The 20,027-nt window shown below is 40.5% G+C and carries 19 protein-coding genes; 11 read left to right on the top strand and 8 right to left on the bottom strand.

Going from position 1 to position 20,027, the window contains the following annotated elements:
* Window positions 1-34: 34 nt before the first annotated feature.
* From ACDZ29_RS15600 to ACDZ29_RS15590, 3 genes are all read right to left on the bottom strand, one after another.
* Window positions 35-562 carry an NADPH-dependent FMN reductase gene (locus ACDZ29_RS15600; RefSeq protein ID WP_289323914.1) on the bottom strand — a complete coding sequence of 176 codons (528 nt, stop codon included), beginning with the start codon at window positions 560-562 and terminating at the stop codon, window positions 35-37.
* A gap of 218 nt (window positions 563-780) precedes the next feature.
* Window positions 781-2,511: a phospho-sugar mutase gene (locus ACDZ29_RS15595; protein WP_375088113.1), complete on the bottom strand. Its 1,731-nt coding sequence runs from the start codon at window positions 2,509-2,511 to the stop codon at window positions 781-783.
* Window positions 2,512-2,664: 153 nt separating this feature from the next.
* The gene (locus ACDZ29_RS15590; RefSeq protein ID WP_289323912.1) at window positions 2,665-4,212 is read right to left on the bottom strand and encodes a bifunctional GNAT family N-acetyltransferase/carbon-nitrogen hydrolase family protein; all 1,548 of its coding nucleotides are present in this window, start codon (window positions 4,210-4,212) and stop codon (window positions 2,665-2,667) included.
* 190 nt (window positions 4,213-4,402) lie between these two features.
* Here ACDZ29_RS15590 and ACDZ29_RS15585 point away from each other — a divergent pair, with 190 nt between their 5' ends.
* Together ACDZ29_RS15585 and ACDZ29_RS15580 are read left to right on the top strand one after the other, a co-directional pair.
* Window positions 4,403-4,840, top strand: a complete 438-nt coding sequence (locus ACDZ29_RS15585) for a disulfide oxidoreductase (protein ID WP_375088112.1) — start codon at window positions 4,403-4,405, stop codon at window positions 4,838-4,840.
* Window positions 4,840-5,310, top strand: coding sequence for a thioredoxin family protein (locus ACDZ29_RS15580; protein WP_370014047.1), 471 nt, complete (start codon window positions 4,840-4,842; stop codon window positions 5,308-5,310). Before ACDZ29_RS15585 ends, ACDZ29_RS15580 begins: the two co-directional genes overlap by 1 nt.
* Before the next feature lie 67 nt (window positions 5,311-5,377).
* Here ACDZ29_RS15580 and ACDZ29_RS15575 read toward each other — a convergent pair whose 3' ends face one another.
* Complete coding sequence (locus tag ACDZ29_RS15575; RefSeq protein WP_289323909.1) at window positions 5,378-5,797, bottom strand: DUF5365 family protein; 420 nt, start codon at window positions 5,795-5,797, stop codon at window positions 5,378-5,380.
* A gap of 231 nt (window positions 5,798-6,028) precedes the next feature.
* Between ACDZ29_RS15575 and ACDZ29_RS15570 the strand changes: the two genes are divergently transcribed.
* A complete protein-coding gene (locus tag ACDZ29_RS15570; RefSeq protein WP_375088111.1) occupies window positions 6,029-6,940 on the top strand; it encodes an RluA family pseudouridine synthase in 912 nt (303 codons plus the stop codon).
* A 176-nt stretch (window positions 6,941-7,116) separates the two neighbouring features.
* Here ACDZ29_RS15570 and ACDZ29_RS15565 read toward each other — a convergent pair whose 3' ends face one another.
* The gene (locus ACDZ29_RS15565; protein ID WP_170946860.1) at window positions 7,117-7,371 is read right to left on the bottom strand and encodes a GlsB/YeaQ/YmgE family stress response membrane protein; all 255 of its coding nucleotides are present in this window, start codon (window positions 7,369-7,371) and stop codon (window positions 7,117-7,119) included.
* A 477-nt stretch (window positions 7,372-7,848) separates the two neighbouring features.
* Window positions 7,849-8,679: an aldo/keto reductase gene (locus ACDZ29_RS15560; RefSeq protein ID WP_289323907.1), complete on the bottom strand. Its 831-nt coding sequence runs from the start codon at window positions 8,677-8,679 to the stop codon at window positions 7,849-7,851.
* 378 nt (window positions 8,680-9,057) lie between these two features.
* Here ACDZ29_RS15560 and ACDZ29_RS15555 point away from each other — a divergent pair, with 378 nt between their 5' ends.
* The 7 genes from ACDZ29_RS15555 (at window position 9,058) to ACDZ29_RS15525 (ending at window position 15,742) form a co-directional block, all read left to right on the top strand.
* A complete protein-coding gene (locus ACDZ29_RS15555) occupies window positions 9,058-10,056 on the top strand; it encodes an inorganic phosphate transporter (RefSeq protein ID WP_289323906.1) in 999 nt (332 codons plus the stop codon).
* A 238-nt stretch (window positions 10,057-10,294) separates the two neighbouring features.
* On the top strand, window positions 10,295-10,915 hold the full coding sequence (locus tag ACDZ29_RS15550; RefSeq protein ID WP_289317730.1) for a DUF47 domain-containing protein: 621 nt from the start codon (window positions 10,295-10,297) through the stop codon (window positions 10,913-10,915).
* 15 nt (window positions 10,916-10,930) lie between these two features.
* Window positions 10,931-11,929 (top strand): inorganic phosphate transporter, encoded by a 999-nt coding sequence (locus ACDZ29_RS15545; protein WP_289317731.1) that lies wholly within the window; start codon window positions 10,931-10,933, stop codon window positions 11,927-11,929.
* 132 nt (window positions 11,930-12,061) lie between these two features.
* Window positions 12,062-13,318, top strand: a complete 1,257-nt coding sequence (locus ACDZ29_RS15540; protein WP_289323905.1) for a CdaR family transcriptional regulator — start codon at window positions 12,062-12,064, stop codon at window positions 13,316-13,318.
* Window positions 13,319-13,367: 49 nt separating this feature from the next.
* Window positions 13,368-14,189, top strand: a complete 822-nt coding sequence (locus ACDZ29_RS15535; protein WP_375088110.1) for an EcsC family protein — start codon at window positions 13,368-13,370, stop codon at window positions 14,187-14,189.
* A 197-nt stretch (window positions 14,190-14,386) separates the two neighbouring features.
* Window positions 14,387-15,520 carry an alanine dehydrogenase gene (gene ald, locus ACDZ29_RS15530; protein ID WP_289317734.1) on the top strand — a complete coding sequence of 378 codons (1,134 nt, stop codon included), beginning with the start codon at window positions 14,387-14,389 and terminating at the stop codon, window positions 15,518-15,520.
* Between the two features lie 69 nt (window positions 15,521-15,589).
* Window positions 15,590-15,742 carry a hypothetical protein gene (locus tag ACDZ29_RS15525; protein WP_375088109.1) on the top strand — a complete coding sequence of 51 codons (153 nt, stop codon included), beginning with the start codon at window positions 15,590-15,592 and terminating at the stop codon, window positions 15,740-15,742.
* Between the two features lie 154 nt (window positions 15,743-15,896).
* On the opposite strand, the gene ACDZ29_RS15520 is transcribed toward ACDZ29_RS15525, so the two are convergent.
* On the bottom strand, window positions 15,897-17,264 hold the full coding sequence (locus ACDZ29_RS15520; protein WP_375088108.1) for an FAD-binding oxidoreductase: 1,368 nt from the start codon (window positions 17,262-17,264) through the stop codon (window positions 15,897-15,899).
* Between the two features lie 84 nt (window positions 17,265-17,348).
* Window positions 17,349-18,155 (bottom strand): pyrroline-5-carboxylate reductase, encoded by an 807-nt coding sequence (gene proC / locus ACDZ29_RS15515; protein WP_375088107.1) that lies wholly within the window; start codon window positions 18,153-18,155, stop codon window positions 17,349-17,351.
* Between the two features lie 274 nt (window positions 18,156-18,429).
* Here proC and ACDZ29_RS15510 point away from each other — a divergent pair, with 274 nt between their 5' ends.
* Window positions 18,430-19,995, top strand: coding sequence for an MDR family MFS transporter (locus tag ACDZ29_RS15510; protein ID WP_375088106.1), 1,566 nt, complete (start codon window positions 18,430-18,432; stop codon window positions 19,993-19,995).
* Window positions 19,996-20,027: the final 32 nt, after the last annotated feature.

Raw genomic sequence — 20,027 nt, 5'->3', positions numbered from 1 at the left:
AAGGGTCAGGTATTAAATACCTGACCCTCATTCATTATTTTTTCATTGTTGCATATGCAGTTGCATACATTTTAAGATCTTCAATTAAACCTTCAACAAGTACGGCAGATTCTTCAAATAAACCATCACTTTCATAATCAAAGCAATGTGGATCCAAAACCAGTTGTTTGGCAATCACATTTGCATACAGACTGCGGCCCACTGTCCTCATGGAATTCAAGGCGTTGATCCCGCCTTTTCCTCCGCCGGAGACGGCTAATAAAGCGACTGGCTTATGCGTGAATTGTTCATTGCTAAGAAAATCCAAGGCATTTTTCAAAGCTCCACTCATTAAACCGTGATATTCCGGAGTGGCCAGGATCACGCCATCCGCTTCCCCGATGCTTTTGCGAAGACCTTGAATCACGTCCAATTGATATTGCTCACCTTCACCTGAATATAAAGGGATCTCACTATTGCTTAAATCAATAAGTTCCGCTCCGTATTTCTTGGAAATGTAGCGTGAGGCTATACCTGTACGCCCTTGTTTACGTGGTGAACCATTAATGATTACTAATTTCATGAATATATACCTCCATTATTCCTATATGCTGTTCACTCTAAATACAATAATTAATCGATGTTTTCCGAGATCACTCGCCAATACAGTATACCAAAACTGAAACGGAAATTCCTAGAATTTTGATTATTCATGCTACTGGAAATTCCCAGAGTCAACTTTCATTCACTTTACCCGAAAAAAACGAAAGACCTAAGTCTTTCGTTTATCTTTTCATCCATTTAAACTAATGCTTCAATCTTGCTCATGAAATCTGTCATGACTCCAGATAACTTGGACTCAGCTTCTTGCATTGATTCACCTTGGACACCGAAATAGAATTTAATTTTTGGTTCAGTGCCTGAAGGACGGAGGCAAACCCATGTACCATCTTCAAGGAAATACTTCAATACGTTTGATTTCGGAAGCTCGATCTGTTCTTCACCATTTGAAAGTAATGTACGCTTTTTGCTGCTTTGATAATCTTCTTCAACGACTACCGGGATGCCTGCTATTCGAGCAGGAGGATTTTGACGGAATTGATTCAATATTACTTGAATCTGTTTCGCTCCCTCAATGCCCTTTAAAGTTAATGAACGCAATCCTTCCAAGTAGAAGCCGTACTTTTCAAACACATTCAGTAACCCTTCATATAGTGTCAATCCCTGTTTTTTATAATGAGCACAGACCTCGACAGCCAGCACTGCCGCTTGAATGGCATCCTTATCACGTGCAAAGTCTTTTATCAGATAACCGTAGCTTTCTTCATATCCGAACAGAAAGCTATTTTCCCCGCTTTCATCATATTGATTTATTTTCTCGGCGATGAACTTAAACCCGGTAAGCACATCAACCGTCTGCAAGCCATACGACTTCGCAATCGTCCGACCGATTTCTGATGTGACGATTGTTTTTAAGACGACTCCATTTTCAGGAATCTTCCCTTTTTCTTTTTTCTGGGACAGTAAATAATCCAGGAAAAGGGCACCTGTTTGATTTCCAGTCAGGACAACATATTGGCCCATCTCGTTTTTCACGGCAATCCCAAGTCGATCGGCATCCGGATCCGTTGCTATCAATAAGTCGGCTTCCACTTTGTTTCCAAGCTCTATCGCCATTTCAAATGCAGCCGGTTCCTCAGGATTTGGAGACTTGACAGTCGAAAAATCCGGATCTGGAAGTTCCTGTTCCCTAACGATATGCACATTTTGATACCCTAAGCTTTGCAGTGCCCTTCTGACGGATTTATTTGCCGTTCCATGAAGAGGTGTAAAGACGATTGACACATCAATTTCCTCGGCAAGCTGTGGGTTCTCGGGAACTGTGAGCAACTCCCGGTTATACGCTGCATCCAATTCCTCCCCAATCATTTCAATGAGGCCCCGCCCTTTAAGGACTTCTGCTTCTTCAATCTGAATTTCAAGCTCACTTTCAATGGCATTCACGTAGCCGATCACTTGATCCGCTCCTTCAGGTGGCAATTGGGCCCCATCTGGTCCATAAACCTTGTAACCATTATATTCAGGCGGATTATGGCTTGCCGTGATGACGATTCCAGCAAAAGCATTAAGCTCGCGAACCGCAAATGATAATTCTGGTGTCGGACGCAATTCATCGAATAAATAAGCCTTTATCCCGAAAGTTGCCAAGGTTTTAGCTGCTTCGAGTGCAAACTCCGGGGACTTATGTCGTGAATCATAAGCAATCACGGCCCCTCTTCCTTTTGCCTCTTCCCCAAACGATGAGATAAATTGAGCCAACCCAACCGTTGCCTTCCTTACAGTATAAAGATTCATCCGGTTCGTTCCGACTCCAATTTCCCCACGCATTCCGCCTGTTCCAAATTCTAAATTCTTATAAAAGGCATCTTCGAGTTTTGCTTCATCCCGCTGCATTTCCTCAAGGAGGACACGTAATTCCCCATTTAAATTATGGTACTCTGCCCAAGTGGTGTATAAAGATTTCCAGTTCATCTCCAACATCTCCTCCCAAACGCCTGATTTGTAATTATTATGTATCAGCTTACATATACAAAATTATCACATTTATTCCAATAAATGAAGTAAAGGCTCGTAATGAACAGAACCGCATCCAGCGTTCTTCACATCACGAGCCCTTTTTTCGCTTTATTTTTCGCCTTTTTGATAATGCAGTTTGTAAATATCATGGCGGCGATCTTTCAATTGCGTTACAGTACCGGACTGCCGCTCCCGGCGTAAGATTTCCAAATCAACATCACCAATCAGGACCATCTCTAGGTTCGGACTGGTTTCCCCGACTATGCCGTCACGTGCAAATTCGAAATCCGATGGAGCGAAGATTCCGGATTGAGCATATTGGATATCCATATTTTCCGTTTGCGGAAGATTCCCGACCGTTCCGGAAATGACTGTATAGATTTGATTTTCCACAGCACGGGCCTGGGCACAATAACGAACGCGCAGATAGCCTTGCCTGTCTTCTGTACAAAATGGAGTGAATATGATTTTGGCTCCCATGTCGGTAGCAATCCGGGCAAGTTCCGGAAACTCAATATCATAACAAATTTGTATGGCAATCTTTCCACAGTCTGTATCAAAGACACGAACGCGGTCACCTGCGTTGATGCCCCACCATTTTCTTTCATTCGGTGTAATGTGAATTTTATATTGCTTTTCAATCGTCCCGTCACGACGGAATAAATAAGCGATATTATAGATGTTGTCATCATCTTCTTTTACGAAATGGGATCCGCCGATGATATTTATGTTATACCTCACAGCTAAAGTGGTAAATAATTCAATGTACTGCTCCGTGAAGTCGGACAGTTTCCGTACAGCCAAGCTTGGTGATCTTTCATTTAGGAAAGACATCAGCTGGGTGGTGAACAATTCAGGGAATACGGCAAAATCCGCATTAGCATCCGAAGCGACGTCGGTGAAATACTCGACTTGGTTAGCGAAGTCTTCGAATGAATCGATTTTACGCAGCATATATTGCACGACGCAAATCCGTACCGGTTCAGATGTTTTATAATAACGTTTTGTTTTCGGCTGATAATCGACGTTATTCCACTCCATGAGCGTAGCATACTTATTGGATTGCAGATCATCCGGCAAATAATTCGGGTTGATCCTCATTAGCGTGAACCCATTTAAAAGCTGGAACGAAAGTACCGGATCATATATTTTATGCAATTGCACTTCTTTCACATATTCCCTTGGTAACAGTTCCTCCGCATGTTTATGGTAATTGGGGATCCTGCCTCCGATAATGATGCTTTTTAAATTCAATTGGGCAACAAGTTCTTTCCTAGAATCATATAGTCTTTGACCAATTTTCATCCTGCGGAATTTAGGATGGACCATGACCTCGATTCCATATAAATTATAACCGTCCGGATTATGGTTAGTGATGTACCCACCATCTGTTACATCGTCCCATGTATGGCGATCATCATATTCGTCAAAATTAATAATGAGGCTGGAACATGAGCCAATCACTTTTCCATCATATTCAGCTACAAACTGTCCTTCCGGAAAAATTTCCAGATGGCTCTCAAGCTGATTTCGCTTCCAAGGAACCATTCCAGGAAAGCAACTCGACTGCAAAGCAATTATTTCATCTATGTCTCCTAGCCTCATATTACGTATTTCCATTATTTTTTCATATTTATGCAGGTCCAAATTAGGCATTTTCCTCAGACTCCTTTAATCTCTTCCATAAGAATTATACCCCTTATTCAAAAATTAAAACACCTGAACCTGCCCAAGGCATTGATAAAATCCATTCTGAATGTCCCTTAAAAAGAATATATATTTTACAGACGCCGTCCATACATACTATACTTTTCATGAGAGCAAAAAGAGATGGGGAAGAGGAACCATGAACAATACAAAACGCAGTGTGGAAAACTTATTATTTGTAGCCTGGGCTGCTTCCATCATTGCTATGTTTGGAAGCTTATATTTTTCTGAAATCAAGCAATATGAACCATGTGCGCTCTGTTGGTATCAACGGATCATCATGTATCCTTTTACAATCATTATAGGAATTGCAATCATTCGAAAAGATTATTGGATCAGCTTTTATACCATGATATTATCCGCTATCGGTGCATTCATTTCCACGTACCATTATTTGATACAAAAGGTTTCATTCTTTTCTGGCCACACCCTTGCATGCGGAAGGGTTCCATGTACAGGACAATATATAAACATATTTGGTTTCATTACCATCCCGTTCCTAGCCTTGACTGCATTCATCATTATTTTCATATGCAGTTACATCATATGGACAAGATCCAAGGAGGTTGCAGCTTAATGAAGAAAATGGCTATATTTTTAGTGATAATCGTCGCGATATTTGTCCTGCTGGGCGTTTTTACAAACATGAAAAAGGAAGAAAAATCAAAAGGAAATCCATACGGGAAGGATAAGCTTCATCCCGCTACTGTCGATCAGCTGGATGATCCCAATTATCAAAACTTGATACTGCCGGAAGAATTGGAGCAGGACCTCCAGGATAATAAAGATATGACCGTTTATTTCTATAGTCCTACTTGCACGCACTGTCAAAAAACCACACCAATCGTTGCGCCTTTGGCAGAAAAGTTGGGAATCGACCTAGTTCAATACAACCTTAAGGAATTTGAACAAGGATGGAGCGATTATGGCATCAAAAAGACTCCGACCATCGTTCACTATAAAAATGGACAAGAACAAGAACGGATCGTTGGCTTTAATGAAGAGGAAACCTTCGAGAAATGGTTCAAGGACCACGATATTAATTAAGGATGGAAAAAATGAGCCGGCCCTAACGGAAATGCTTCTCCCGTTATAGCCGGCTCATTTTTATCCCTTATACTAAATATTGATTCGCCACCTGCATATCCATCATCTGCATATCATTACTCAGTTCATGGTTTATACAGGAAAAATGGTCATAATAAAAAGGGAAGAATATTCCGTATTCATTCAATAGAGTGATGTTATGTTGGAACAATTCTTCAGATTTAGATTCCAACACAATAGAATCTGCTTTCTTCTGTTTGTCTAATATCGACATGAGGACTTGAAGACATGTCATTACTTGAAATGCATCTCTTAATGTTGCAAAGTAGGTAAAAGAACCTTGATTGGGCTCCAAAACGCCAATCTCGCGAAAATGAAGGATTTCACTTTCCGTGAAGTATTTCGGAAATACAGATTCGTAGAAACGAGAAACGAGGCTCGCTATTTCTTGCTCTTGCTCTTCCGTTGAAGAAAAGACTGTCTTCACTAAAAAAACCACCTTTTTTCAGATCCGTTAGACCTATCTAATATATGTATATTCTAGGACAAGCGATTTCTTTCCCCATAGAATAACATAAAAATTGTAAAAAAAATGTGGTAATTTCCACCACGGAAATCTTGACAATAGGTCCAAGATCACTTTTTTATGACTTATCTGTAATTATTATATATTTTTTTCATTTGACCACAACCAAATAAGTCGAAAGTAGGAATGAAATTGGAAGATTTCAAAATAACTAACCAACATTTAATAATAGAAGTTCTTCAAAGTTGGAATGGATTAACATTGGAAAAGCTTTTCAGGGAGCGGTGGAAAGCCCCAAAGAAGTTGGTCCATGAATGGAGGATGAGTAAAGAAGTGACAGTGAATGGCCATTCCGTCACATGGTCAACTGTCCTTACTGAAGGAGATACGATATGCATTCCCTTGCTTGATCACGTTGAAAATGAACCGGTTAAAGCGGCTGACTTAGGAATATCCATCTTATATGAAGATGACGTGTTGTTGATAGCCAATAAACCGGCTGGAATGGATACTCACCCTTCTCACCCCGGTGAAGCACACTCCCTCATCAATGGAGTAGCGCACCACCTTCGAGAAACTGGCCAGAACTGTATGATCAAGCATATTCATAGGCTTGATAAAGATACCACCGGTGCAGTCCTTTTTGCCAAAAACCGCCTCATTGGGTCCATGCTGGACAGAATGTTGGAAGAAAGGGAAATCAAACGGACTTATCTTGCATTAGTTGAAGGAAACATTAAAAAGGATGAAGGCGAAATCAAAGAAAAAATTGGCAGGGACCGCCACCATGCCACGAGACGAAGGGTATCCCCTACAGGCCAGACGGCAGTTACCCATTATCAGGTGCTCAATCGTAATCCCAAGAAAAACTTGACGCTCGTCAGCTGCACCTTGGAAAGCGGCCGAACCCACCAGATCAGGGTCCATTTCAGCCATTTGAATCACCCCTTGGCTGGAGATACCCTGTATGGCGGAAGAAGGACATTTCCACGTCAAGCCCTGCATGCAAGGAAAATCGAATTCATCCACCCCATTTCCGAAGAAAAATTGATTATTGAAGCTCCTTTCCTGGATAAACCTGAAATATTCGATCTTCACATATAATTGAAAAACACCGTTCCATTTCGGAACGGTGTTTTTTAATGCACTAACGGACGGATTATTTGGTTCTGGGACTAATTATACTGCTCTACGGACGGGTTTTCCGCATCGCAGACAAATTCCATTCCGGTTCAGTATAAAAAAATAGCTGGCCACTTGGGCCAGCTTTATTTTTGTATTTATGAAGCTTTTCTCATGCCTTTTAAGATAAGGCTTAAGATGAAAACAAACACGATAGCACCAATCAATGCTGGAATAATAGCGAAATCTGCTACTGACGGTCCCCAGTTCCCAAGAATTAATGAACCTAACCATGCACCAACAAAACCAGCGATGATGTTACCGATAATTCCAAATGGTACGTCACGTCCAACGATCATACCTGCTAACCAACCGATGATACCTCCGATAATTAATGACCATAAAAATCCCATAATATATTTCCTCCTTCTAATTAGTTGATTTTTTACTATCTACAGCAGACTCCAAGAAATTTCATCACACTTCCATATTGTCATGCCTTCAGTTCTTTTAACTTTTACATCCAAATGGTATGATGCCGATTACGCACAATATCTAATGAATGTGAATGTTTTAGTTATTGGGTAGAATTAGCTAGCTAGAGCCCCTGAGGAACTGATTTGACAATCCTCAATGTGTTAGTGTGTTTTTCTTTTTGTTTGCCGCTGTACTCATTATTTTCCCCGTTTAACTAATCTAAAACCTAATTTTATTTAAAAATATTTGGCAACGGAAATAGGATTATTAGTCATAATAAACGGGTATACAATATGCTTAACTCTGTCACATAGTTAGTATAAGCAGTAACTGTGTCAATTATGTTCATAAAGAAAAAAGAAAAAGGATGCCCCTTTATCGGGACATCCTCCTATCATTTTCAACATTCTTATTTAGAACAAAAGTTCATCTGGATTGCTTCCGAACCGTTCATTTTTGTTCAAGGCATCTATTTGGTTCATTTCGTTAAGGCTTAATGAAAAATCAAATACCTGTGCATTTTCCTCGATACGGGACGGCGTAATCGATTTGGGTATTACTACGAGATCATGTTGAAGATGCCATCTAATTAACACTTGCGCTGAACTTTTCCCGTGCTTCTTAGCTATATGATTAATTGTTGGTTCTTCCAATAAGTTCCCCCTGCCTAGCGGGCTCCATGATGTCACCTTTATTTCATGCTTTGCACAGTAATCACGAATTTCGACTTGAGTCAAAAGTGGATGCAATTCGATTTGATTTACGACCGGTTTCACTTCACTATTTGCAAGTAAATTTTCCAAATGATGAACATGGAAATTACTTACACCGATAGATTTCACTTTTCCATCCTTATAAAGCTTTTCCAGCGCCCTCCATGTTTCCAGATATTTATCTTTTCCAGGCCAGTGAATCAGGTATAAATCCAAATATTCCAGCCCAAGGCGATTTAAACTATCATCAAATGCCTGAAGCGTGGTTTCGTATCCTTGTTCCGTATTCCATACTTTAGATGTTATGAACAATTCTTCACGAGGTACTCCGCTCTCCCGAATCGCCTGTCCAACACCTTCTTCATTTTCATAAATGGCTGCCGTATCAATCGCTCGATATCCTACTTGGATTGCTTTCTTAACGGATTCAACCGTTTCTTTGCCATTTTTCACTTTGAATACACCGAAACCCAACTGTGGCATTTGAACTCCATTATGTAGAGTGATCGTTTCCGCAATATTTGAAATCATCCTTCATCCCCCTTACTTTTATTTACCAATTATACATCGCCCCAACTTCTATTTCTAACCATAAGCCTCGGGATTTAAAAAGTCCCATTATCCTTTTAATATAATAAAAGTAATAATTTGTCATTAAATCCTTCACTAAGTTAAATATTTTGTAAAAAAATGACGAAACGTCTATCCTTATAGATATGAAATTCGTTACAATGAAATAGTTCGTTTTAAAACCAAGTAATAAAGAAGGTGCCATCTTTAAAAAATAATCAACCTTAAAAACTCCCATTTTAAATAATGAGGGGTTGCAAACTGTCCTGTACTGCGCCCAATCATGGGCCACAATCCAAATTCACATTATATACTTGAAATCAAGGGAGTCTTCCATGTATGAATAGCATATTCATCTTAACAGCGCTAATTATTATATTTGCTTTGGTCTTTGATTTTATCAATGGTTTCCATGATACGGCTAATGCCATCGCTACAGCAGTATCAACTAAGGCGCTTAAACCACGTCATGCAATCATCATGGCTGCGGTCATGAATTTATTGGGAGCACTGACTTTTACCGGTGTAGCGCATACCATTACGAAGGATATCGTTGATCCTTTCACATTAAACAACGGCTCATATGTAATCCTTGCTGCTCTGCTCTCTGCAATAACGTGGAATTTAATCACTTGGTATTTCGGCATTCCAAGCAGTTCTTCACATGCAATCATTGGGTCAATAGCAGGAGCGGCCATCGTGGCTAGTGGATTCGATGCAATAAAATGGAGTGGATTCACTAAAATTATCCAGGCATTGATTCTATCTCCCATCCTTGCCTTTACGCTTGGATTCATTGTATACAGTATCTTCAAGGTAGTATTCAAAAATAATAATTTAGGAAAGACCAATAAGCGATTCAGGAGAATACAAATTCTCACGGCAGCCATCCAGTCTTATACACACGGAACGAATGACGCTCAAAAATCGATGGGTATCATCACGATGGCTTTAATCGCTAACGGATATGCCTCTACCTCGGAAGTTCCCTTCTGGGTACAATTATCCTGCGCAATAGCCATGGCGCTTGGTACATCAATCGGAGGTTGGAAAATCATCAAAACCGTTGGCGGTAAAATCATGAAAATACGGCCGGTTAATGGGGTGGCTGCAGATATGACTGGTGCAGCAATCATTTTCGGTGCCACATTCCTGCATATGCCGGTCAGTACGACACATGTCATTTCTTCTTCCATACTTGGTGTCGGTTCTGCACACCGCATCAAAGGCGTAAAATGGGGAACTGCTAAAAGCATGTTGATTACTTGGTTCATTACCTTGCCGATTTCCGCTTCATTAGCTGGAATTATTTATTATTTAATTGCTTTATTTTTATAGAACCTTCAGCCTTTCCACTTCGGGAAGGCTTTTTTCTACAAATATCGCCTTTGTAAGTGGCAACTGTTTCCCATTTTTCACTTATCCTTGTTTTTGTTTGTAAAGTTTTATTAAGATTTTGTAAATTTTCGTCGAAAAACCTTCCCTGAGACTACATGAATTCGTTACAATCAATTTGTTAATACTAAACGTACGATAAAAGTGTGTAAAATTGCATGACTAATTGGGAGGCTTTAACATGGCTTTTAAATCAAAAAAAGACAAATTCGCAGTAATGCTTTTCAACATTGCTCAAAACCTTAAAGAAGGTGCTGACTATTTCGCGGATTATAAACTCAAAAACATCTCCGATCTAAAAGTATTTTCAGATACTATGAAAGATTATGAGCATAAAGGCGATTCAATGGTTCATAACGTGATTAAAGAGCTGAACAATGCCTTTATCACTCCTATCGAACGCGAGGATATCCTTGAACTAACCATGAGAATGGATGATGTCATAGACGGTTTGGAACACTGTGCCGCATTATTTGAAATGTACTCAATAGTCAATGCAGATGAGTATATGCTTAAGTTTGTGGATGCAATCAAGCAGTGTACGTATGAGATTGAAACAGCTGTCGATACACTATCCACTAAAAAATTACCAATGATTCGTGAAAATGCAATCAAAATTAAAGATCTTGAATCCGTTTGTGACGGGATCCAACGTCAATCAATCAAAAACTTGTTTACAGTTGAAAAAGATCCAATCAGGATCATTCAATATAAAGAAATTTACGAAAGCCTTGAAGAGATTGCCGATCACTGTCAAGCAGTGGCCAATACACTTGAAACAATCATAATGAAAAACGCCTAAGGAGTACCCCAATAAATGGATACTTTATTAATTTTAACAATATTAATCGTTTTCTTTGCTTTAGCATTTGACTTCATCAATGGTTTCCATGATACAGCCAATGCAATAGCCACTGCTGTTTCAACAAAGGCCATGAAGCCTCGGCATGCCATCATCATGGCAGCTATCATGAATTTCGTCGGAGCTATGACATTTACTGGAGTAGCGAAGACCATAACCAAAGATATCGTGGATCCGTTCACACTTCCGAATGGTTCATATGTAATCTTGGCTGCTCTGCTTGCCGCGATCATATGGAACCTTCTTACCTGGTATTACGGAATACCAAGCAGTTCCTCCCACGCATTGATTGGTTCGATTGCAGGTGCCGCCATTGCTGCAGCTGGATTCGCCGGAATTAAATGGGAAGGATTCATGAAAATTCTTCAAGCTTTGATCTTCTCCCCGTTAATTGCTTTTGCAATCGGGTTTATCGTATACAGCATCTTTAAAGTGGTCTTTAAGAACAATAACCTGACAAAAACAAACCAAAAATTTCGTACTATACAGATTGCTACTGCAGCACTTCAATCGTATACCCACGGAACGAATGACGCTCAAAAAGCGATGGGTATCATCACGATGGCACTTATTGCAAATGGTTATGCATCAAATGCCGATATCCCCTTCTGGGTTCAATTTTCCTGTGCATTAGCAATGGGACTTGGAACTTCCGTAGGTGGATGGAAAATCATTAAAACCGTTGGCGGCAAAATTATGAAGATCCGTCCGGTCAATGGTGTTGCAGCGGATTTAACCGGAGCCTTTATCATCTTCGGCGCGACCGTAATACACATGCCAGTCAGTACTACCCATGTTATTTCCTCTTCAATCCTTGGAGTTGGAACCGCCCATCGTGTCAAAGGCGTAAAATGGGGAACGGCAAAAAGAATGATCATCACTTGGTTCATTACCATTCCCATCTCGGCAACATTAGCAGGTTTGATTTATCTTTTGATTAATTTCCTATTCTAAAATAAAAAAATCCCTTCCGATTTCCGTCGGCAGGGATTTTCTGTTTTATGAATGGATTTATCTATGCTTATTAATAGGAAATCGTTTAAAATTCAAGGAGAAGGAATTTTTTTAAGTGAGGGGCACAAAAAAATGAAGGAATTAGAAAAAAATAGAGATATTTTTAAAGACCTTTATGGAGATATGATGGAGTTTGCCGATAGAATCAGTTCTGTTTTAGGTTGCCCCATTACAATCGAGGACGGTAATCACCGCTTACTTGCTTATAGCACACACGATGATACTACGGATCAGGCTCGTATCATGACCATAATCGGAAGACGCGTCCCTGAAAAAGTCATCAACAGTTTATGGAAAGATGGCTTCATCCCAGCTTTATTGAAAGAAGATGCCCCCATTAAGATCGGGGCCATCAATGATGTCGGTCTCGGTAACAGGGCTGCGGTGTCCATTCGGAAAAATAATGAAGTCCTTGGATTCATTTGGGCTTTAGAAGTAAATGAACCTTTCTCCGAAGAAGATATGGAATTTCTGCAATTCGCTGCCAAAGAGGCGAAAAACCAGTTACAGCAATTGCAATTGAAAAAGAAAAGGAAAGAAGCGGGTAATCAAGAGTTCCTTTGGCGCATGCTGACTGGACACTACCAAGAAGAATCGGAAATAATTGAAAATTTCACGAAATTCTCCTTACATGTTCCGGTGGTTTTCTCCATATTGGTATTCGAATTTCCTGAAGAGATCAATCGGGAAGTAGAGCGATACATTTCATACATGTTAACGACTACGCAAAAGATAAACAGTTCCTTATTTGCGATTGACCATAACAAGCTCATTCTTTTTGCAGGAGCCAACCAGGAAAACAGCCCTTCTTTCACATCATCGATTTATGATTTCATCCCTTTTTTCATTTTGGAAATGAAACGGCGTTTCGGTGTTGAGCATATCCTTGGAACGGCTGGCCATATGTATAAAAACTTATTGGATGTTAAAACAAGTTACGATGAAGCTCAATACACTCTAAAAATGAAGACTATTTTCCCTGATGACATGAAGCTCATCTTACATTATGAGGAACTTGGCATGTTTCAAATGATTGAATCGCTCGCAAGCAACAAACAACGTCATGTTCATCCTTCCATCCTGAAGCTAAAAGCATATGACATGAAAAACCAGACGGAAATGCTGCAGACACTCACTGTCTATCTAGAAAAAGACTGCAACCCAAATGAAGCTTCAAGAAATCTTCATATCCATGTGAATACATTGAATTACCGATTAAAAAGGATTTCAGAAGTGGGAAATATCCGGTTAAAAGACCCGATTCAAAAAATGTCCCTCTTTCTTAACATTAAACTTGATCAATATGATAAATTTTTCAAGAAAAATTAATGATAAATCCCCTGATATGGAATACTAGAAATGTGGAAAGGCTGATCATATGAAATTTGAAACAAAAGAAGAACTTGAGAAGGAATTAATAATCATTGAAAAATGGGAGAAGGATCAGAAAGGGCTATGGTTTTGGGAACGGATTGGGCGAATCCCCTTCAAACTATTGGATAAGCTGACACCGGATTTCATTCAGAAAAAATTGGGTGTCATGCTTGATGAAATCGGCAGCTATATTCAGAATGGCGGAAAATATTTAACGAAAGAAGCTCAAATTCTAAGTCAGCTACAGGCCAAGAACCCCGAGTTGAAAATTACTTCCCTGGAAGATGTATCAAGCATTCCCCTCCATATCATGGATAGCGTGAGTCAAGATATTAAAAATTCAGGCAGCAAATTGGCAACGGTTCAAGGAGCCACTACCGGTATTGGCGGAATCTTCACCTTAGCCATCGACATCCCCCTTCTACTCGGCATGTCCATCAAAACACTTCAAGATATCGCCATCACATATGGGTTCGATCCCAGTGACCGTCAAGAGCGTATTTTCATCGTCAAATGTCTGCAATTCACAACATCGGATGTTGTAGGCAAAAAGGCACTATTAAATGAACTGTCGAAAATGCACCTGCCTGATTCCGAATCAAAAAGGGAAATAGCATCCGAGCTGCAAGGATGGCGAGAAGTCGTTTATACATACCGCGATCAGTTTGGCTGGAAAAAGCTTTTGCAAATGGTTCCTGTTGCTGGAATAATCTTTGGAGCCCTTACCAATCGATCGATGATTGCCGATATGGCCGATACGGGAATCATGCTTTATAAAAAAAGACGGATTTTAGAGCGCATTCAAGAACCTATTTCGAAAAATTAACTTCAGCGTTATATTTTCTAACGTTTATGCTATGAATCAGGGGTCTTGTTCCTGACGAGTCCATGTTTATTGATATTGCGTTTGTGGAATTCCACAAATACACCTTTTTCATTTTTCTGATTTCCACATACTAACTGTTTCTATTTCCAACTATACTTGTGATACAAATAGTAAAACATATTATTGGAGGGATTAAGATGAGAATAGGAATTCCAAAAGAGATTAAAAACAATGAAAACCGTGTAGCTATCACTCCAGCTGGGGTTGTAGCATTAGTCAATGCAGGGCATGAAGTATTAATCGAAATGAACGCAGGTCTAGGAAGCAGTTTTACAAATGAATCATATCAAGAAGCTGGTGCTGTAATAGTCGAGGACGCTGCTAGCGTTTGGGCAAGCACAGAAATGATCATGAAAGTAAAAGAACCTATCTCATCTGAATATAAATATTTCCGAAAAGATTTAATCCTTTTCACATATTTGCATCTTGCGGCTGAACCGGCACTAGCTCAGGCCCTAAAAGAAAGCGGTGTCTTGGCCATTGCTTATGAAACGGTTGCAGTGAACCGCACACTTCCTTTATTGACACCAATGAGTGAAGTTGCAGGACGCATGGCTGCACAAATCGGTGCTCAGTTCCTGGAAAAAAATAACGGTGGTAAAGGAATCCTCTTAAGCGGAGTTCCTGGAGTGAAACGTGGTAAAGTCGCTGTTGTCGGCGGAGGAATGGTTGGAACGAATGCTGCTAAAATCGCTATAGGATTAGGCGCAGATGTTACAATTCTTGACTTAAGCCCTGACCGCCTACGTCAACTTGATGATATTTTCGGAAATGAACTGACTACACTCATCTCCAATCCTTATAATATTGCTGAAGCAGTCAAAGATGCTGATTTAGTGATTGGTGCTGTATTGATTCCAGGTGCTAAAGCTCCTAAGCTCGTTACTGAAGAAATGGTTAAATCGATGTCTCCAGGTTCAGTCATTGTCGATGTTGCAATCGACCAAGGCGGTATCTTCGAAACGGTTGACCACATAACAACACATGATAACCCTACTTATGTTAAACATGGAGTAGTGCATTACGCAGTGGCAAATATGCCAGGTGCAGTGCCTCAAACCTCTACAGTTGCTTTAACTAACGTAACAGTGCCATTTGCACTGCAAATCGCAAACAAAGGCGCCATCAAAGCGATCCTTGAAAATGATGCACTTGCAAAAGGCGTCAATGTGGCGAACGGTGAAATCACGTTTGAAGCAGTTGCAACAGACCTAGGCTACAACTACGTAAGTGTTGAAAACGCCTTAAACCCAAATAACATTAACGCTTAATATTAAAATAAGACTCCAGACATCTGGAGTCTTATTTTTTTTGAAAGGGAATTGGGTAGATTTATTTGGATGAAAGATCGATTTATCACGCTCATCGGTCAATTTATTCCGATGAAGGTTGAATTATCTCGATATGGGTCGGATTATCACCACGAACAGGCGATTTTTCCGAATATAGGTCAGTTAAAGACGAAAATAAATTTTATCCGTTTATTTTTTTAAATTACATGCTATGAAATTAGTGTTTGAATTGGCCCCATATCTAGGCTATGATTTGCCACTAACATTTTATATGGGACAGCAAGTCTGCCTTTTCACCAATTGATTTATTGTATATTTTTGGTTGTTACTAATCTACCATAATTAAACATTCCTCTTAATCTATAAAAATTTTCCCGGGATTCATTATTCCTTTCGGATCCAATGCCTGTTTGATCGTTTTCATCACTTCGTAAGCTGCTCCATGCTCCCTTCGCTGATACTTCGATTTTCCAAGGCCTACCCCATGTTCACCTGTACATGTACCGCCTTTGGTTAAGGCAAATTCAACGATTTCTTCATTTAACCTCTTCGCTTCTTTCACTTCTTCAGGATTTTTCAGATCGATCATGAACAATACATGATAATTCCCGTCACCTACATGTCCTACAATCGCCCCCTCCACTTTTGATTGTTCGACTTTCTTTCTTGCATCCAATATAGCATCCGATAATTCATGAAGGGGCACACTTACGTCGGTCACCATCAGCTTCTTTCCCGGGGCACTGTGAATGAATGCGTACGCAAGATTATGGCGGGCTTCCCATAAAGCATTCCGTGCTTTTGAATCAGTTTCAAACTGGATATCCCCACAGCCAAAATCACTTACGATTTCCTTGGCAAATTTGACGTCCTGTTCAAGTCCGGCAAAGTTACCATGAAACTCCAGGAATAAAGTTGGTTTGACATCATAGGATTTGTCCATGAATTGATTAACTTTTTTTATGGACTCGGCATCAACCAATTCAATTCGTGCAATTGGTATTCCAGCAAGCATGATCCCATTAACCGCAGATACTGCCTGTTCGACGGTTGGAAATGAGGCTCTTCCTGCCATGGTTACCTCAGGAATGCCGTATACCTTTAATGTCAGTTCAGTAAATACACCTAGTGTACCTTCCGACCCGACAAACAAGCCATTCAAATGAATGCCTGAAGATGATTTTGTCGCTAAACTTCCGGAATGGATCACCTCACCGTTTGCTAAAACCACTTCCAAATCCCTGACTTGATCGCGCATTATCCCATATTTGACCGAGGTCGTCCCACTTGCATTCGTAGCTGCCATCCCTCCCAATGTAGCATCGGCACCCGGATCGACGGAAAAGAACAAACCGTACCTTTTTAATTCTTTATTGAGTTGCGTCCTTGTCACACCTGGTTGGACCTTCACAAGGAAATCATTTGCCCTGATTTCCAATACTTGATTCATCAAGGACAAATCCAGTGAAATTCCCCCTTTGACTGGAACGACATGACCTTCTAAACTTGATCCCAATCCAAAAGGAATGACCGGTATTTCATGCTCATTCGCATAACGCATGACTGAGCTGACTTCCGCAGTATCCCTTGGATATATGACCATATCCGGTAAATGAGGAGTGTGATAGGATTCATCATGGCTGTGCTGTTCCAATAATGTTTCATTCACCGTTACTTGTTCTTCCGTCAGAATCTTCCTTAATTCTTCTATATAACCATTCATAATGCAGCCTCCTCTTTTTTTCACCAAACATTCTGAAAATGGCAAGCGGATGAGATCGCCCGCTAATAGGCAATCCATCTTTTTTCATTTACTGAAACCTTTCGTTTTATCCGTGCAGGCCTTCATTGCCTGTAGAATGCTTGATCTAAGCTGGTTCTCTTCTAATGACGCTACCGCAGTTATCGTTGAACCACCCGGCGTGCAGACATCATCCTTTAAAGCAGCAGGATGTCTTTCCGTTTCTAGTACCATTTTAGCAGCGCCCATTACAGCTTGTGCTGCCATTCGGTATGCTTGTTTTCGTGGAATGCCATCACGGACCCCTCCATCAGCCAGCGCCTCGATGAACATGTATACATAAGCAGGCGACGAACCGCTGATGGCCGGTACTGCGTCCATCAGATCTTCATGGAGGATTTCCGTTTTACCGAAACTATTCAGCAGTGCAGTCACATCCTCTATATCAGCATCGGTAATTTCATCATTAATGCTCATTGCCGTCATACCTTCACCTACAAGTGAAGGAGTGTTGGGCATCGTCCGGACAACTTTCACTCTTTTTCCGAAGCAGTTCTCAACTAGAGATACAGTGATCCCAGCAGCCATGGTAATGATCACAACGTCATCTTTCACATGATTCTTCACTTCTTCAAGCACTTGCTCATGCATGGCAGGTTGAATCCCTAGAAAAAGAAAATCGGCAAAACCGGCAACCTCTTTATTATCCAAAGTGCCTTTAACCTTATATTTCGTGGTGATTTTAGTTTTCGTTTCCACACTCGCTGAACTGACCATGATTCCATCAGGTGAAATGACCTCTGCATGCAACATGCCCTCAAGCATTGCCACACCCATTTTACCGCATCCAATAAACCCAATTTTTTTATTCATTCCGTACACTTCCAATCATAAGTTCGTCTATATTCCTTCTTATTATAACTAATATGGTAAATGGAAACACGCTGGGGATATTAATCAGGAAGGATTTAGTGGTTTCTGGTCGAATTAATAATTTTATATGATATCTACCTTTCGAAAACACTCCTTCATGCAATTGAATTTTTTACAGAAAAAATGTTGACTAAATGGTCATTTCGGATTTATAATTTTGACCTATTAGTCACAATCGAGTAAAGGAATTAAGTTCGAAGAATGGAGAAATGGTATGCAAATGGATAAAAAAGCGGTCAATACCAAGCTTGTCTTAACAGGATTGATCATTGGAATGTTTTTCAGTTCGTTGGAACAGACGATAGTCGGGACGGCAATGCCAACGATTATCGGGGAATTGAATGGTTTTACCATCTTTGCATGGGTAACGACTGCCTATTTAATAGCCTCAACTACTGTTGTACCGATTGTTGGAAAGCTATCTGATTTATATGGCAGACGTTCCCTATATCTGCTTGGTACAATCATTTTTACAATCGGCTCATTTTTATGTGCCACTGCCACTTCGATGGAGCAATTGATCATCTACAGGGGGCTGCAGGGAATCGGCGGCGGAATGATCATGCCCTTATCCCAAACGATAATTGGCGATATATTCTCTGCGGAACAAAGGGCTAAATGGCAGGGTGTATTTGGAGCCCTTTTTGGTTTAAGTTCTGTCATTGGTCCTTTTCTGGGCGGCCTGATCGTTGATCATATCAGCTGGCATTGGATCTTCCTGATCAATGTACCGACGGGTTTACTATCCGCCATATTAATTTATGTAGGGTTGAAACATGAAGCCATAAGAAAAACGGAGAAAGTGAATATCGATTATTTAGGGATTTTCACCTTGACTCCTGGTATTGTCCTGTTACTGCTGGGCTTGACCTTTGGTGGTGATAAGTTCGAATGGTTATCACTGGAATCTCTCTTGATTTTCGGCAGTACCCTTGTCTTCATTGCCCTTTTCATCATTTTTGAAAGAAAAGCAGTTGAACCGATCCTTGATTTATCCCTTTTTAAAAATAGGGTTTTTGCCACCACGAATATTTTGGGATTCTTGCTGGGCCTCGGAATGTTCGGGGCAATCATGTTCGTTCCGCTGTTCATGCAAGGCGTACTGGGAGTTTCACCAACAAAAGCGGGGTCGACCATGACTCCGATGATGATCGGTATGATCCTTTCCAGCGTCGTTGGCGGGCGGTTACTGTTGAAATTCCGTTTTCGTACCGTGCTTACCTTTGGAATGGCCTTTGCGACGCTCGGCTTTTTCCTAATGAGTACGATGGACGGCAGTACGACTATATTCACCGCGTACTCATTCATGGCCATCCTTGGAATAGGTATGGGTCTTGTCATGCCGACATTGATGATTGCCGTTCAAAACGAATTTCCAAAATCCCAGCTAGGATCGGTTACAGCGGCTTCGACATTCTTCCGATCAATAGGAGGAACGATGGGCATCACGATTTTGAATGCCGTCATGAACCATAATCTCCAGCAAAATATGGATGACGCGGTTGTAAGCCAAAAGGACCCTATATTGCATGAGGCACTGAAAGCATTAGCCGATAAAACGGATGCGTTATTCAACATCATGCTTTATCCGGAAAACCTTAAAATGCCGGCAGAAGTCAGCAATGTCCTTGTAAAAACGATTGAAAATGCTTGGATCGATGCATTCTCCAGTGTTTTCATCACCGGTATCTTTTTTGTTTCCGCAGGGATACTAGTGGCACTTTCCGTGGGTTCGGGCCGAATCAAAAAAGATCTAGAAACGGAAAAAGAATTAGGCTAAAAATATGCTCGGGACCGGCTGATATAATCAGC

The sequence above is a fragment of the Peribacillus sp. RS7 genome, assembly GCF_041956845.1.
GTDB lineage: Bacteria > Bacillota > Bacilli > Bacillales > DSM-1321 > Peribacillus.
The sequence above is the reverse complement of the archived record's forward strand: the minus strand, read 5'-3'. Positions and strand labels throughout refer to the sequence as shown.

What these genes read in the sequence shown, in the direction of transcription:
- ACDZ29_RS15550 (WP_289317730.1), top strand. Translation starts at nt 10,295, where the DNA reads ATGGCTTTTAAATCAAAAAAAGACAAATTCGCAGTAATGCTTTTCAAC.
- ACDZ29_RS15540 (WP_289323905.1), top strand. Translation starts at nt 12,062, where the DNA reads ATGAAGGAATTAGAAAAAAATAGAGATATTTTTAAAGACCTTTATGGA.
- ACDZ29_RS15600 (WP_289323914.1), bottom strand. Translation starts at nt 562, where the DNA reads ATGAAATTAGTAATCATTAATGGTTCACCACGTAAACAAGGGCGTACA.
- ACDZ29_RS15545 (WP_289317731.1), top strand. Translation starts at nt 10,931, where the DNA reads ATGGATACTTTATTAATTTTAACAATATTAATCGTTTTCTTTGCTTTA.
- ACDZ29_RS15565 (WP_170946860.1), bottom strand. Translation starts at nt 7,371, where the DNA reads ATGGGATTTTTATGGTCATTAATTATCGGAGGTATCATCGGTTGGTTA.
- ACDZ29_RS15595 (WP_375088113.1), bottom strand. Translation starts at nt 2,511, where the DNA reads ATGAACTGGAAATCTTTATACACCACTTGGGCAGAGTACCATAATTTA.
- ACDZ29_RS15590 (WP_289323912.1), bottom strand. Translation starts at nt 4,212, where the DNA reads ATGCCTAATTTGGACCTGCATAAATATGAAAAAATAATGGAAATACGT.
- ACDZ29_RS15520 (WP_375088108.1), bottom strand. Translation starts at nt 17,264, where the DNA reads ATGAATGGTTATATAGAAGAATTAAGGAAGATTCTGACGGAAGAACAA.
- ACDZ29_RS15560 (WP_289323907.1), bottom strand. Translation starts at nt 8,679, where the DNA reads ATGATTTCAAATATTGCGGAAACGATCACTCTACATAATGGAGTTCAA.
- ACDZ29_RS15535 (WP_375088110.1), top strand. Translation starts at nt 13,368, where the DNA reads ATGAAATTTGAAACAAAAGAAGAACTTGAGAAGGAATTAATAATCATT.
- ACDZ29_RS15580 (WP_370014047.1), top strand. Translation starts at nt 4,840, where the DNA reads ATGAAGAAAATGGCTATATTTTTAGTGATAATCGTCGCGATATTTGTC.
- ACDZ29_RS15525 (WP_375088109.1), top strand. Translation starts at nt 15,590, where the DNA reads ATGAAAGATCGATTTATCACGCTCATCGGTCAATTTATTCCGATGAAG.
- ald (WP_289317734.1), top strand. Translation starts at nt 14,387, where the DNA reads ATGAGAATAGGAATTCCAAAAGAGATTAAAAACAATGAAAACCGTGTA.
- proC (WP_375088107.1), bottom strand. Translation starts at nt 18,155, where the DNA reads ATGAATAAAAAAATTGGGTTTATTGGATGCGGTAAAATGGGTGTGGCA.
- ACDZ29_RS15510 (WP_375088106.1), top strand. Translation starts at nt 18,430, where the DNA reads ATGCAAATGGATAAAAAAGCGGTCAATACCAAGCTTGTCTTAACAGGA.
- ACDZ29_RS15555 (WP_289323906.1), top strand. Translation starts at nt 9,058, where the DNA reads ATGAATAGCATATTCATCTTAACAGCGCTAATTATTATATTTGCTTTG.
- ACDZ29_RS15585 (WP_375088112.1), top strand. Translation starts at nt 4,403, where the DNA reads ATGAACAATACAAAACGCAGTGTGGAAAACTTATTATTTGTAGCCTGG.